The 13,098-nt window shown below is 73.1% G+C and carries 14 protein-coding genes; 4 read left to right on the top strand and 10 right to left on the bottom strand.

Features of this window, described 5'->3' with window-relative positions; genetic code table 11:
- Nucleotides 1-72: 72 nt before the first annotated feature.
- From BJ981_RS15950 to BJ981_RS15920, 7 genes are all read right to left on the bottom strand, one after another.
- Entirely contained in the window at nucleotides 73-1,008 is a 936-nt protein-coding gene (locus BJ981_RS15950; protein WP_204070484.1) for an LLM class flavin-dependent oxidoreductase, read from the bottom strand.
- Nucleotides 1,001-2,179 (bottom strand): acyltransferase family protein, encoded by a 1,179-nt coding sequence (locus BJ981_RS15945; RefSeq protein WP_184612143.1) that lies wholly within the window; start codon nucleotides 2,177-2,179, stop codon nucleotides 1,001-1,003. Before BJ981_RS15945 ends, BJ981_RS15950 begins: the two co-directional genes overlap by 8 nt.
- 3 nt (nucleotides 2,180-2,182) lie before the next feature.
- Entirely contained in the window at nucleotides 2,183-3,382 is a 1,200-nt protein-coding gene (locus tag BJ981_RS15940; protein WP_184612142.1) for an MFS transporter, read from the bottom strand.
- A 21-nt stretch (nucleotides 3,383-3,403) separates the two neighbouring features.
- Nucleotides 3,404-4,459: a GDSL-type esterase/lipase family protein gene (locus tag BJ981_RS15935; protein ID WP_204070485.1), complete on the bottom strand. Its 1,056-nt coding sequence runs from the start codon at nucleotides 4,457-4,459 to the stop codon at nucleotides 3,404-3,406.
- Between the two features lie 99 nt (nucleotides 4,460-4,558).
- Nucleotides 4,559-5,377 carry an LOG family protein gene (locus tag BJ981_RS15930; RefSeq protein ID WP_184612140.1) on the bottom strand — a complete coding sequence of 273 codons (819 nt, stop codon included), beginning with the start codon at nucleotides 5,375-5,377 and terminating at the stop codon, nucleotides 4,559-4,561.
- 234 nt (nucleotides 5,378-5,611) lie between these two features.
- Nucleotides 5,612-6,685, bottom strand: a complete 1,074-nt coding sequence (gene dapE / locus BJ981_RS15925) for a succinyl-diaminopimelate desuccinylase (protein ID WP_184612139.1) — start codon at nucleotides 6,683-6,685, stop codon at nucleotides 5,612-5,614.
- Nucleotides 6,685-7,521 (bottom strand): 2,3,4,5-tetrahydropyridine-2,6-dicarboxylate N-succinyltransferase, encoded by an 837-nt coding sequence (locus tag BJ981_RS15920; RefSeq protein WP_184612138.1) that lies wholly within the window; start codon nucleotides 7,519-7,521, stop codon nucleotides 6,685-6,687. The genes dapE and BJ981_RS15920 overlap by 1 nt, the downstream gene beginning before the upstream one ends.
- 55 nt (nucleotides 7,522-7,576) lie before the next feature.
- Here BJ981_RS15920 and BJ981_RS15915 point away from each other — a divergent pair, with 55 nt between their 5' ends.
- Nucleotides 7,577-8,416, top strand: a complete 840-nt coding sequence (locus BJ981_RS15915; RefSeq protein WP_204070486.1) for a hypothetical protein — start codon at nucleotides 7,577-7,579, stop codon at nucleotides 8,414-8,416.
- A 16-nt stretch (nucleotides 8,417-8,432) separates the two neighbouring features.
- Here the strand turns inward: BJ981_RS15915 and BJ981_RS15910 are convergent, their stop codons facing one another.
- From BJ981_RS15910 to fdxA, 3 genes are all read right to left on the bottom strand, one after another.
- Nucleotides 8,433-9,095, bottom strand: a complete 663-nt coding sequence (locus BJ981_RS15910; RefSeq protein WP_184612137.1) for a DUF4178 domain-containing protein — start codon at nucleotides 9,093-9,095, stop codon at nucleotides 8,433-8,435.
- A gap of 11 nt (nucleotides 9,096-9,106) precedes the next feature.
- The gene (gene dapC, locus BJ981_RS15905) at nucleotides 9,107-10,186 is read right to left on the bottom strand and encodes a succinyldiaminopimelate transaminase (protein ID WP_184612136.1); all 1,080 of its coding nucleotides are present in this window, start codon (nucleotides 10,184-10,186) and stop codon (nucleotides 9,107-9,109) included.
- A gap of 116 nt (nucleotides 10,187-10,302) precedes the next feature.
- A complete protein-coding gene (gene fdxA, locus BJ981_RS15900; RefSeq protein WP_114028798.1) occupies nucleotides 10,303-10,629 on the bottom strand; it encodes a ferredoxin in 327 nt (108 codons plus the stop codon).
- Nucleotides 10,630-10,734: 105 nt separating this feature from the next.
- Between fdxA and BJ981_RS15895 the strand changes: the two genes are divergently transcribed.
- From BJ981_RS15895 to BJ981_RS15885, 3 genes are all read left to right on the top strand, one after another.
- Nucleotides 10,735-10,965, top strand: coding sequence for a putative acetyltransferase (locus BJ981_RS15895; protein WP_184612135.1), 231 nt, complete (start codon nucleotides 10,735-10,737; stop codon nucleotides 10,963-10,965).
- Nucleotides 10,966-11,056: 91 nt separating this feature from the next.
- A complete protein-coding gene (locus tag BJ981_RS15890; RefSeq protein ID WP_184612134.1) occupies nucleotides 11,057-12,148 on the top strand; it encodes an ABC transporter substrate-binding protein in 1,092 nt (363 codons plus the stop codon).
- Nucleotides 12,149-12,318: 170 nt separating this feature from the next.
- On the top strand, nucleotides 12,319-13,071 hold the full coding sequence (locus tag BJ981_RS15885; protein WP_239139480.1) for a class I SAM-dependent methyltransferase: 753 nt from the start codon (nucleotides 12,319-12,321) through the stop codon (nucleotides 13,069-13,071).
- Nucleotides 13,072-13,098: the final 27 nt, after the last annotated feature.

The following is a 13,098-nucleotide window of genomic DNA, read 5'->3' as shown; positions in this document are numbered from 1 at the left end:
TTAAACCTACCTGTACAGTAGGGATATCCACCACAGTACCTTGATTCGGGAAGGGCCGCGATCGCATGAGGCTCAAGTGTCCCGGGGAAGCAGCTCCGCGAGCAAGTCCGGCAACCGGCCCGGCCGTGCCGCGAGCTCGGGCCCCTGGGCCACGTAGAGCAGCACCGTGGTCACCTGCGGACGCACGAACTCGGCGATCTGCTTCCGGCACGACTCCGGGTCGCCGTGCAGCCACAGGAGGTCCACCAGTTCCTCCGGCAGCGCCCGCTCGGCCCCGGCGAAGTCGCCGCGCGCGTAGTGCTCGCGGGAGGCGCGCAGCCGGTCGCCGTGGCCCAGCCAGTCGTAGAGCGCGGCGTACGGACGCTGGTTGAGTATCCAGCCCAGGAACCGGCGGCCCGCGCGGCGCGCGTACCCGGCGTCCGCGGTGGGGCACACGAACACCTTGACCACCGTCTCACGGTCCGCCCGCGGACCGCCCCCCGCCTCGATCACCTTCGGCAGGTCGGCCGCGGTCAGCAGGTTGAGGATCGCCCCGTCGGCCTCCTCGTAGGCCAGGCGCAGCATCTTCGGCCGCAGCGCGCCCACGATCACCTTCGCCCGGTCGCCGGGCAGCGCCCGCTTGAGCACGCGCACCGTCTCACGCACCCGGGTCAGCGGGCTCGCGTCGTACGGCAGGCCGTTGACGCCGGTCACGTGGGCCGGCACCGAGGCGCCCACGCCGAGCAGCACCCCGCCCTCCGCCACCTGCGCCAGCGACAGCGCCGACTGCGCGAGCACCCCCGGCCCCCGGGTCTGCACCGGGACCACGCCGGTGCCGACCCGCAGCGCGGGCTGCCACGCCGCGGCCATGGCCAGCGGGGTCAGCGCGTCCATGTCCCCGCCACCCTCGCCGGTCCACACGTCGTCGTACCCGAGTTCGGGCAGCCGCGCGATGACCGGCGCGTTGTCGCGCATCGTCCCCCCGGGCAGCGGCAGCGTGACCCCCCAGCGCACCCTTCCGTCAGCCACCGACCGGCACCGCCTCGGGCCGCGGCGCGCCGACGCCGCGCAGGCGCCGGGCCGGCCGCTCCAGGACGTAGTGGCTGAGCGCGGCGAGGGCCACCGAGCCGGCCACCGTGACGGCGAACAGCGTCGTGAAGTCGGCGGAGCCGGCGGATCCGCCGGTGAGCCGCAGCACGGCCTCGACCACGATCATGTGCCAGAGGAAGATCCCGTAGGAGATCCTGCCGAGCCACGAGGGGACCGGCCCGGCCAGCGGCCGTGCGGGGCCGCGTCCGTCGGCGAACACCAGCGGCGCGATCAGGGCCACCGCGATGACCAGGTAGAGCGCGTGCTCGGCCAGGGCCTGGACGACGGTGGGGTACTCGGCGGTGGTCCCGGTCAGCGGCGTCGAGACCAGCGCGTACGCCGCCAGCGCGACGCCCCAGCAGGCCCACGGCCTGCGCGCCGCCTGCCGGGCCGCCGCCGGCAGGAGACCGGTGCGCTCGGCGCGCGCCGCGACCACGGCCAGCGCCATCCCGGCGGCGAAGTACCAGAGGTACTCGGGCAGCCACAGCGCGGGCAGCGGGTACGGCCCGGCCGCGGGAAGGTGGGTGGCCACGATGGAGACGACCGTCACCGCGCCCAGCCCGCCGAAGGCGGCCCACGCCGCCGCCGGACGCCTCCGCAGCAGCGGGTGCAGGGCCGGCGCGAGCAGCGGCAGGACGGCGTAGAACGCGACCTCGGTGGCGAGGCTCCAGGTCTGGGGGACCCCGGCGGGGATCGCGTCCTTCTCGTAGATGTGCAGGAGCAGCAGCGTGCGCGCGACCGGCCACGGCTCGCCGAGCCACGGCCGTCCGAACAGCAGCAGCGCCGTCAGGGCCGCGGCCCAGTACGCGGGCAGGATGCGCAGCGCCCGGTGCCACAGGTAGCGGCCCGCGCGGGGCGGCCGCCGGCCGTCCAGCGCCGCGTTGGCGTACGGCCGGTAGAGCAGCAGCCCGGACAGGACGAAGAAGATCGGCACGCCGACGGTGAGCCGGGACAGCACGGGGCCGAGCGGGCCCGGCTCGCCGATGCCGAGCCAGCTCGAGGCGACCTGGCCGGAATAGATGCCGACGTGCAGGCCGATCACGCACAGCGCCGCGATCGCGCGCATCCCGTCGAGCGCGTCGGCGTGCGCCCGGGTGGTGTCGATGGGCACGGGTCAGCTCTCCGCTCGCGCGGCGTCCGCCGGGACCGCCGGAGCGGCGAGCCCGCGGACCCTGGCGACCAGGGGAACCGCGGCCAGCGCGGCCAGCACGGCCAGACCGGCGCCGACGACCGCGGCCCCGGTGCCGGTGTCCGGGAACAGCCCGGCGAGCGCGACGCCCACGGCGGCCCCGGCGTAGAGCATCGCGCTGTTCCACGAGCTGGAGGTCGCGCCGAGCTCGGGGCGCACGCCGAGCAGGAGCGTCTGGACCACGGTGCCGAACCCGCCGCTGGCGACGAACCACACGAACACCGCGGCCCCGCTGACCCACAGGGGCGCGCCGAGCACGGCGAGGCCGGCGGCCACGGCGAGCACCAGGCACCATCCCGCCACCCACGGCAGGTCGTCCCGGCCCCGGCCCCTGGCCCGGTCGCCGATGCGCCCGGCGGCCAGCGCGCCGGCCGCGCCGCCCACGCCGACCAGGATGCCGATGAGGCCGAGCGCGTCCACCGACAGGCCGAAGCGGTCGTGCAGCACGGCGCCGAGGAACGTGTACGCGCCCAGGTTGGCGGCCTGGAGCAGGAAGACGACGATCAGGATGTGCCGGAGCGTGCCGTCCCGCCAGACCGTGAACACCCCGGAGAGGCCGGGCGCCACCCCCGGATGCGTGGCGCGGGCGCCGCGGGTCTGCTGGACGGCGAGCGCGAGCGCGGCGAGCGACAGCGCGGCCAGCGCCCAGAACGGGGCCCGCCAGCCGCCGAGCCCGGCCAGCCCGCTGCCCGCCGGGACGCCGACGACCTGGCCCGCCGAGAACAGCGCCATGCCGAGGGCGACGGCCCGCCCGCGCACCGACTCGGCCGCGGTCTCGGCGAGGTAGGCCCAGATCGACGGCCCGGCCAGCGCCGCGCCGAGCGCGCCGAGCACGCGGGCCGCGATCAGCACCGCGAGCCCGCCCGCGACCGCGGCGAGCACGTTGCCCAGCAGGAACAGCACGGTGCCCGCGACGATCATCGGCCGCCGCCCGTACCGGTCGGACGCCGCGCCGAGGAACGGCGCCGTCACCGCGTAGGCGAGCGTGTAGGCGGTCACGGTGCCGGCCGTGGCGGTCTCCGAGACCCCGATGTCCGCCGCGATGGTCGGCAGCAGCGGGGACACGAGGAACGTCTCGGTGCCGATCAGGAAGAGCAGGAGGTAGACCCCGAGGTACCTGGACACGTGAAGCCTCTCACTCGACGGTCACTTGACGGGCAGGGATGCGAGGCGGGCGTCGCGCACGGCCGGCAGGAACCGGGAGGCGAAGACCTGGTGGCCCGCGGGCGACAGGTGGAGCCGGTCCCTGCCGACCGGCTCCACCAGCAGGTGGGCCTCGTCGGGACCGAACAGCTCCAGGCCGTCGACGTAGGACAGGTGCTCGTCGCCGTGCTCGCGCAGCAGTTCCACGCCCCGCCGGACGCACTCCCGGACCTCGCGCAGGGTGAGCCCCGCGGGTCCCGGCACGGTCTCGCGGTCGGGCGCGACGATGGTCGACAGCACCGTGATCGGCGTCAGCGGGTGCTTCTCGCGGATCGTCGTGACGAACCCCACGAGCGCGGCGACCAGCCCGTCGGCGTTGAAGGTGCCGAGCGCCTGGATGTTGATGCCGACGCAGGCGGTGATGAGGTCGGCGGGCAGGTCGCGTATCAGCCGGCCCATCATGGGCTGCAAATTGCAGGCGGCGCCCAGCGCGAGCAGGGTGAGGTCCCATTCGGCCTCCCGCGCGACCAGCGCCGGCCAGGTCGAGGCGGGGGACGCCGCGCCCTGCCCCTGGGATATCGAGCTGCCGTAGTGCACCCAGCGCGGCCGGGCGCGGTCGTCGCGGGCGACGGCGGCGCCCTCGTCCAGCGTGAGGCCGATCAGCCGGAACTGGTGGTGGGTCGGCAGCCACAGCTCGACCGTGGCCATCCGCCCCGGCCGCCCGGGCAGCCCGGGCAGGTGGGCGACGGCGTCGCGGCCGTCGGCGTCCAGCCGCACGCCGCCGACCGGCTCGCCGTCGCACACCAGGTCGAGCCGGGGCGGCCCGGTGGCGCCGCCGAGCGGCGGCGAGGGGTCGGCCTGGTAGTGGCAGGTCAGGCCGGCGCTGTCGGTGCGCAGCGCGACCCTGACCCCCGCGGGCATCGCGGCGCGCCCGATTCCGCCCTCGGGGAGGTAGAGGGCCGCCTCCGCGTGCGGGATGCGCCACGGCGCCGTCCAGAAGGGACCGTGCTGGAGGGAGACCGCCCCGTCGTAGCGGAGGCGGACGTCGGTGGAGCTCACGAACACCGCACCATGGTGACCGCCGCCGTGCCGGGCAACCAGTCATGGCGGATGGTGTTAGTCACGGTCACAGGCCCGGACCGCCACGGGGGCGACGGGTCAGGCGCCCCCGCGCTCGGCGGCCGCCTGGACGTCCGCCTCGGCCGCGGCCTGGGCGCTCGCCTCGGCGGCGAGCTGCGCCGCCTCCTGGTGGCCGGCGACGATGTGGCGGACGGCCTCGTCGGGGTCGTCGGTGACGTGGATGAGCTTGGGGTCGTCGGCCGAGATCTTGCCGGTGGCCAGGAGCGTCCCGTTGATCCAGTCCATCAGCCCGCCCCAGTACTCCGTGCCCATGAGCACGACGGGGAACTTGGTGATCTTCCTGGTCTGGACGAGCGTGAGGGCCTCGAACAGCTCGTCGAGGGTGCCGAAGCCGCCCGGCAGCACCACGAACGCCTCGGAGTACTTCACGAACATGGTCTTGCGGACGAAGAAGTAGCGGAACTCGATGCCGAGGTCGACGTAGTCGTTCAGCTTCTGCTCGAACGGCAGCTCGATGCCGAGCCCCACCGAGATGCCGCCGGCCTCGCGCGCGCCCTTGTTGGCGGCCTCCATGCAGCCGGGGCCTCCGCCGGTGATGACGGCGTACCCGGCCCTGGCCAGGGTCTTGCCGAGCCGTTCGCCGAGCTCGTAGTCGGGGTCGTCCACAGGGGTGCGGGCCGAGCCGAAGACGGTGACGGCGCGGGGCAGGTCGGCGAGCTGCCCGAAGCCCTCCACGAACTCGGCCTGGATGCGGAGCACACGCCAGGGGTCCATGTGCAGCCACTCGGAGGATCCGCGCCGATCCAGGAGCCGCTCGTCGTAGGTGGTAGGGGGGACCATCTTGCCCCGGACGAGGGAGGGGCCCTGGCGGCGCTCCTCACGTGAAGTACGTTCCATGCGGACACGCTAACCGCCTGGAAGTCCCCGTATGACCTGTCCGATCCGGGCGGGACGCGCCAGGCCCAAAGAATCTTGGAAAATCTGTCCGGAGCAGCGGAACCGTTTCTCCGCGAGGCGCCGTCTAAGAGTCGAGGGTGCTGCTCGGGACTGAAAGTGGCTTTCCCCGCCAAATGGCCGGCGAGGAAAGCCACTTTCTTTTGTGCCGGACGGCCTGCCGGGGGCGCGGTCTCCTCAGGGAGCGCCCAGCCAGGCCAGCATGTTGCGCTCGCACGCGGCGATCGCCCCCAGCGCGACGTGCTCGTCCGCCTGGTGGGCGAGGTTCGGGTCGCCGGGGCCGTAGTTGACGGCGGGCACGCCGAGCCGGGCGAACAGCGAGACGTCGGTCCAGCCGAGCTTGGCGCGCGGCGTGCCGCCGACCGCGCGGGCGAACGCGGCGGCCACCGGGTGCGTGAGCCCGGGGCGCGCGCCGGGAGCCCCGTCGGTGAACCGCACCTCGTACCCGTCGAAGACCTCGCGGACGTGCCGCTGCGCCTCCTCCAGCGACCGGTCCGGCGCGAAGCGGTAGTTGACGGTGACCACGCACTCGTCGGGGATCACGTTGCCCGCGACGCCGCCCGTGATCCCCACGGCGTTCAGGCCCTCGTGGTAGGCGAGGCCGTCCACGACGGGCTCGCGCGCCCGGTAGGAGTTGAGCCGCTCCAGGACGGGCGCCACCGCGTGGATCGCGTTCACGCCGTACCAGGAGCGCGCGCTGTGCGAGCGTTTGCCCCTGGCGGCCACCTCGGCGCGCAGCGTGCCCTGGCAGCCGCCCTCGATCTCGCCGCCGGTGGGCTCCATGAGCACCGCGAAGTCGCCGGCGAGCAGCTCGGGGCGGGTGCGGGCGAGCCTGCCGAGCCCGTTGCGCGCCGCCTCGATCTCCTCGCAGTCGTAGAAGACGTAGGTGACGTCCCTGGCCGGGGACGGCAGCGCGGCGGCGAGCTTGAGCGCCACCGCCACGCCGCTCTTCATGTCCGAGGTGCCGCAGCCGTACAACAGGTCGCCCTCGACGCGCGAGGGCAGGTTGCCCGCGAGCGGCACCGTGTCGATGTGCCCGGCGACGACCACCCGCTCGGCGTGCCCGAGGTCGGTGCGCGCGACGACGGCCTCGCCGTCGCGGACGACGGTGAGGTGGGCCAGCGGCGCCAGGGCGGTCTCGATCGCGTCGGCCAGGGCCTTCTCGCCGCCGCTGACCGACTCGACGTCCACCAGCGCTGCGGTCAGCAGGCCCACGTCGCCGGTGAGGTCCAGCGGCCGGGTCTCGGACATCAGGCGTTGACGCCGTGCTGCCGCAGCACGTCGTTCAGCTCGGCCTTGTCGTGGCGCTGGCCGGGCTCCAGGCGCTTGAGCACGAGCACGCACGGCAGGCCGAAGCTGCCGCCGGGGAACTCCTTGGCGCGGGTGCCGCCCACGGCCACGCACCAGTCGGGGACGCGGCCACGGCTGATCTCCTCGCCGGTCTCGACGTCGATGACCGGCATCGAGGCCGACAGGATGGTGCCCGCGCCGATGACCGAGCCCTGGCCGACCCGCGCGCCCTCGACGATCATCGAGCGGCTGCCGATCAGCGCGTCGTCCTCGATGATCACCGGCACGGCGTTCGGGGGTTCGAGGACCCCGCCGATGCCCACGCCGCCTGACAGGTGGACGTTGCGGCCGATCTGGGCGCAGGACCCGACCGTGGCCCAGGTGTCCACCATGGTGCCGCTGTCGACGTAGGCGCCGATGTTGGTGTAGGAGGGCATCAGCACGACCCCGGAGGCCAGGTAGGCGCCCCAGCGGGCGATGGCGCCGGGGACCACGCGCACACCGTCCAGAGTGGTCTTCAACGGGATGCGGTCGTTGTGGTGGAAGTCGCCGACCTGGCTCTTGACCATGCCGAGCACGCGGAAGCTCAGCAGGATGGCGCGCTTGGCGCGCTCGTCCACGATCACATCACCGGAGGCGGGGTCCACGAAGGCGACACGGGCCTTGCCGGTGTCCAGCATGTCCACCGCGCCGACGATCACGCCGCGCGCCTCGGCGTCGTCGGGCGACAGGCTCGCGCGGTCCTCCCACAACTCGTCGACGGCGGCGGGCAGCGGGCTCTCGAACGTCTCACTCATGCCTCGCGAGCTTAGTGCCGCCCCGGGGACTCGGCGGGACCGGTAGGTTCTTGTCGTGGCACGGCGATTCTCACGGGCGGTCCTGACCATCATCGTCATCGTCGTCGTGCTGATCGCGGCGCTCTTCTACGGCGTCTATCACCTGCTCAACCGGGCCAAGCCGTTCGCGCTCGGCGAGCACTGCCAGGTGAAGGCCGCCTCGGGCACCCTGGACCTCGAGATCGAGCAGGCGCAGATCGCCGCCACGATCGCCGCGGTCGCCACGCGCCGCAAGCTGCCCGAGCGCGCGGTCGAGATCGCCTACGTGACCGCCATCCAGGAGTCCAAGCTGCTGAACCTGCCGTTCGGCGACCGCGACTCGGTGGGGGTGTTCCAGCAGCGGCCCTCGCAGGGCTGGGGCACGGTCAAGCAGCTCCAGGACCCGGTGTACGCGACGCAGAAGTTCTTCGGGGCGCTGGTCAAGGTCAAGCGGTACCAGAAGCTTCCGCTGCACGAGGCGGCGCAGGCGGTGCAGCGGTCGGCCGACGGCTCGGCGTACGCCCAGCACGAGGAGGACGCCAAGATCCTCGCGGCGGCGTTCACCGGGCGGGTGCCCAAGGCCGTCCACTGCTGGTACCCCCTGTCCGAGACCCCGGCGCCGCCCAGGGCCGCCCTGGCCCGCAAGGAGCTGAGCCGGGCGCTCGGCGACCTCGGCGGCGCCGCCGGCGACGGCGGCCGCATCACCGCGCCGTCCACGCGCCGGGGCTGGCAGATCGCCGCCTGGTCGGTGGCCCACGCCCGCGAGTACGGCCTGCGCCAGGTGAGTTACGCCGGGGCCACCTGGCGGTCGGCCTCGGGACACGACGGCTGGCTCGCGGACGGCAAGGCCGCCTCCGGCCGGGTGGAGCTGGCCTGAGCCGGCCTGAGAGGGCTCAGAGCGTGCGCTCGACGGTGAGGGAGCCCGGGGACAGCGGCTGGGCGTAGGCGGCCGTCCAGGACTGTCCCTGGACGCGGCTGAAGCTCAGCAGGCGCCCGTCCTGGGCGCGGTAGTCGGCGAAGTCGACGAGCCCGCGGTCGGGGTAGCCGGTCATGCCCTCGGAGCGGAACGCGGCGGTCCCGCGCTCGATCGGCGAGAACTCCACGCCCTCCATGATCAGCATGCTCTTGGCCGGGACCATGCCCTGCGTGGGCACCGGGGTCCAGAGATAGACCTCCAGATGCGGCGGGTCGTCCGGGGTGGCGCCGTCCCGCTCCTCGACCGAGAGCCACTGGTAGTGGCGCACCCCCTCCTCCAGGAGGTATTCGGTCCACTGGTCGCCCTGCCACGACAGGTGGAGGGCGCCGAGCACGCGGGCGCGCACCCCCTGACGGTCGACCGTGTCCCCCACCTTGATCGTGCGCGGGTCGAGGATCCCGGCGTCCACCACGAAGGATCGGCCGGGCGCGGGGTGCGACGACATGGGCTCGGGAGCCGGCTCAGGGTTCCTGGCGGCCGGGCGAGCCGTCCTTTCGAGCCGCCGCGTCCCGAGGAAGACCCCCACGACGACGACGATCATGATGGCTGCGCTCACGGAGAGCACGACCACAACGGTCATGGCGCGGGATACTACTGGAGCCGAAGCACCGCCGCATTGACCCGTTCATCACTGGCTGTCATGGCGATACGGACATGAGAGGACCCGGCGGCCCCGTAGAAGTCGCCCGGCGCCACCAATATGCCCAGCTCGGCGAGCGATCGGACCTGGTCCCAGCAGTCGCGGCCGTCGGTCGCCCACAGGTAGAGACCCGCCGTCGAATGGTCGACACGCCAGCCCGCCTTCTCCAGCGCCGGGCGCAGCAGCGCGCGCCGCGCGGCGTAGATCCGCCGCTGCTCCTCGGCGTGCCGGTCGTCGTCGAGGACGGCGGCCATGGCGGCCTGGACGGGCGCGGGAACGATCATGCCGGCGTGCTTGCGGAACTCCAGCAGCCGCTTCACCAGCGCCGGGTCACCGGTCACGAACCCGGCCCTGTACCCGGCGAGGTTGGACCTCTTGGACAGGGAGTGGACGGCGAGCAGCCCCTCGTGGGAGCCCTCGCACACGTCGGGACGCAGGATCGAGACCGGCTCCTCCTCCCAGCCGAGCTCGATGTAGCACTCGTCGGAGGCCACGACCGCGCCGCGCTCGCGCGCCCAGGCCACGACCTTGCGCAGGTGCTCGGCGGGCAGCACGCGGCCGGTCGGGTTGGACGGAGAGTTCACCCAGACCAGCGGCACCCGCTCGGGGCCGAGCTCCACCAGGCCGTCGGTGGCGTGCGGCACGGCGCCCGCGATGCGCGCGCCGACGTCGTAGGTGGGGTAGGCCAGCGCCGGGATGACCACGCGCTGTCCGGCGCGCACGCCGAGCAGGGTGGGCAGCCAGGCCACGAGTTCCTTGGACCCGATCGTCGGCAGCACGTCATCGGGCGCGACCGTCACGCCGTGGCGGCGCGCCAGCCAGCCCGCGGCGGCCCGGCGCACGGCCTCGGTGCCGTGGGTGAGGGGGTAGCCGGGACTGTCGGCCGCGCCCGACAACGCCTCCCGCGCCACGGCGGGCACGGAGTCGACGGGCGTGCCGACCGACAGGTCGACGATGCCGCCCTCGTGGGCTAGGGCCTGCTGCTTGTACGGCGCCAGCCGGTCCCACGGAAAATCGGGCAGCACGGTCACCGGATCACCCCCAGGTGTGGTTCGGCGCGATCGACGGAACGGCACGGCGCCGGCTCGGTACCGCGACGGTACGTCACGGTACCCAGCGGCACCTCATGATCGCGGGCGGACCCGGCTCAGTGCTCCTCGGCCTGCGGCGGGAGGGCCGCCACGATCGGGTGGTCCTTGTTGATCTTACCGACCTTGGAGGCGCCGCCCGGCGACCCGAGGTCCTCGAAGAACTCCACGTTCGCCTTGTAGAAGTCCTTCCACTGGTCGGGCGTGTCGTCCTCGTAGAAAATGGCCTCGACCGGGCAGACGGGCTCGCACGCGCCGCAGTCCACACATTCGTCTGGGTGAATGTAGAGCATGCGGTTGCCCTCGTAGATGCAATCGACGGGGCACTCTTCGATGCACGCCTTGTCCAGGACATCCACGCAAGGCTGCGCGATGACGTAGGTCACCTCGGGCTCCTTCTTCTCCGCGCCTTCGCACGACTCGACCGCGGGTTGCTAAACCTAGTATTGCCGTGTCGGGCAGTCGGCTGAAACGGGAGGGGGGCAAACCAGGTGACGTCCGGTTTCGGCGCGCGGCTCGTCGTCGCGATATCCCCCGATGACGTGGGCCGCCGCGTCACCGTGCGCCGCAGAGATCCTGACGGATTCCGCGACGCCGTAGGGGTTCTGGAGTCCTGGCGTGAGGGTGTGCTCCGGGTGCGCAAGCGCGACGGCACGCTCGTCGAGATCGCCGAGGCCTCCGTCGTGGCGGCCAAGGTCGTTCCCGAGCGCCCCGCCCGCTAGGGCCGTTTCACCCCCTCACGCCCAATGCGCGCCCAATGCCGGGCCAAAACACCCGCGTGCCTCCTCGACGCGGGCCGCCGTCACGCGGAGTATGCGTCTCGTGACTCGACGCCGTTTCGCCGCCGTAGCGCTCCTGGCCGCCGCCGTGGCCGGGTGCTCCTCCGCGCCCACCACCGAGAAGAAGCTCCCCCCGGTCAATCCCAGGGCGGCGAGCCTCGCCGAGGGGTTCGGCACCATGGACCGGCTGGTCGAGACGGCCCGGCGCGAGGGCTCGCTCACCCTCGTCGGGGTGCCGCGCGACTGGGTCAACTACGGCGCGGTCATGGACCGGTTCTCCGGCGAGTACGGCGTGCGCGTCAACGTCGTGGAGCCGGGCGCGAGCAGCCAGCGCGAGATCGACATCGCCAGGTCGGCGCCGGCCGGGCAGGCCCCGGACGTCTTCGACCTCGGCATGGACGTCGCCATCGCCAACACCCAGCGGTTCGCCCCGTACAAGGTGGCGGCCTGGCAGGACATCCCCGACGCCGTCAAGGACCTGAAGGGGCACTGGTACGCGGGCTACGGCGGGTACATGTCCATCGGCTACGACCCGCGCAAGGTGCCCGCCCCCAAATCCTTCGCCGACCTGCTGAGGCCCGGGTACGCCGTGGCGCTGCCCGGCGACCCGCTGCGCACGGCGGCGGCGTTCAACGGCGTCATGGCCGCCTCGCTCCAAGGGGGCAGGCCGGAGGCCAAGCGGGGGCTGGAGTTCTTCGGCACGCTGAAGCGGTCCGGGGCCTTCCGCGCGCCGTCCCAGGCCAACACACTGGTCGACTGGGACTACGTCAACGCCCCCAAGGCGGCGGAGAGCGCCGGGGACGACAAGCCTGCCTGGAAGGTCGTCATCCCCTCGGGCGCGGTGCTCGCGTCCTACTACGTCCAGGCGATCAGCAAGAAGGCGCCGCACCCCGCCGCCGCGCGGCTCTGGCAGGAGTTCCTCTACGGCGACGAGGCCCAGAACCTGTTCCTGAAGGGCTTCGCCCGCCCCGCGCGCTGGGAGGCCATGGAGATGAACGGCAAGCTCGACCGCCAGGCCGCGGCCAAGCTGCCGCCCGTGCCCGGCGCGCCGGTCCTCCTCACCGTGCCGCAGACCGACGAGGCCAAGACGTTCCTGAAGGCCAACTGGGCCAAAGTCATGAAGTGAGCGGGCTCCCCCTGCTCCACCGCCGATCGGGAACGCACGGGGACGGGAGGAAGCTTCCGGACACATGTGTCCCCAGCACAGCAAGGCTCTAAAGTGTCTGTACTTACGGACACGGGAGCGATCGCGGTGAATGCGAGCTGATGGCCTTGCGATACGACACACCGAGCTTGATGCGGTGGAACGCTCGCGCCTACGACAGCTCGTTCGGCTACGTCTCGGCGCACGGCGCCCCCCTCATCGACCTGCTCGACCCCCGGCCCGGCGAGCGCATCCTCGACCTCGGGTGCGGCACCGGGGTCCTCACCGCCGACATCGCCGCCCGCGGCACCTACGTCCTCGGCATGGACGGCTCGGCCACCATGATCGAGGCCGCCATCGCCCAGCACCCCGGCCTGGACTTCGTCATCGGTGACGGCGCCAACTTCCGCGTCGGCGAGGCGTACGACGCCGTCTTCTCCAACGCCGCCCTGCACTGGATGTGCCGCGACCCCGACGCCGTGATCCGCTGCGTGCGCATGGCCCTCACGCCCGGCGGGCGGTTCGTCGCCGAGATGGGCGGCGCCGGGAACTGCGCGGCGCTGACCTCCGCCATGCTCACCGCCTGGCGCGAGCACGGCCTGCCCGAGCCCGACCTGCCCTGGTACTTCCCGAGCCCCGCCGAGTACGCGCTGCGCCTGGAGAAGGGCGGGTTCACCGTGCGGCTGCTCGAATACTTCGACCGTCCCACCCCGCTGGACGAGTGCCCCGGCGGGGCCGCCGACTGGGTGCGGATGTTCGCGGGTTCGCTGCTCGACGGCGTGCCCGCCGCGACGGTGGAGCCCTTGCTCCAGAGGGTCAACGAACTGGCCGCCCCCGCCCTGCGTCACGAGTCGGGCTGGATGGCGGACTACGTACGGCTGCGATTCGCCGCCGTCCGGGCCTAAGCGGCGTCCAGGACCGATTGATTTGCC

It is taken from the genome of Sphaerisporangium krabiense (assembly GCF_014200435.1).
GTDB classification, from domain to species: Bacteria; Actinomycetota; Actinomycetes; order Streptosporangiales; family Streptosporangiaceae; genus Sphaerisporangium; species Sphaerisporangium krabiense.
Note: the sequence above shows the minus strand (reverse complement) of the source record. Positions and strands in the feature narration are given on the sequence as shown.

What these genes read in the sequence shown, in the direction of transcription:
- BJ981_RS15930 (WP_184612140.1), bottom strand. Translation starts at nt 5,377, where the DNA reads ATGGAACGTACTTCACGTGAGGAGCGCCGCCAGGGCCCCTCCCTCGTC.
- BJ981_RS15890 (WP_184612134.1), top strand. Translation starts at nt 11,057, where the DNA reads ATGCGTCTCGTGACTCGACGCCGTTTCGCCGCCGTAGCGCTCCTGGCC.
- BJ981_RS15910 (WP_184612137.1), bottom strand. Translation starts at nt 9,095, where the DNA reads ATGACCGTTGTGGTCGTGCTCTCCGTGAGCGCAGCCATCATGATCGTC.
- BJ981_RS15920 (WP_184612138.1), bottom strand. Translation starts at nt 7,521, where the DNA reads ATGAGTGAGACGTTCGAGAGCCCGCTGCCCGCCGCCGTCGACGAGTTG.
- dapE (WP_184612139.1), bottom strand. Translation starts at nt 6,685, where the DNA reads ATGTCCGAGACCCGGCCGCTGGACCTCACCGGCGACGTGGGCCTGCTG.
- BJ981_RS15885 (WP_239139480.1), top strand. Translation starts at nt 12,319, where the DNA reads ATGCGGTGGAACGCTCGCGCCTACGACAGCTCGTTCGGCTACGTCTCG.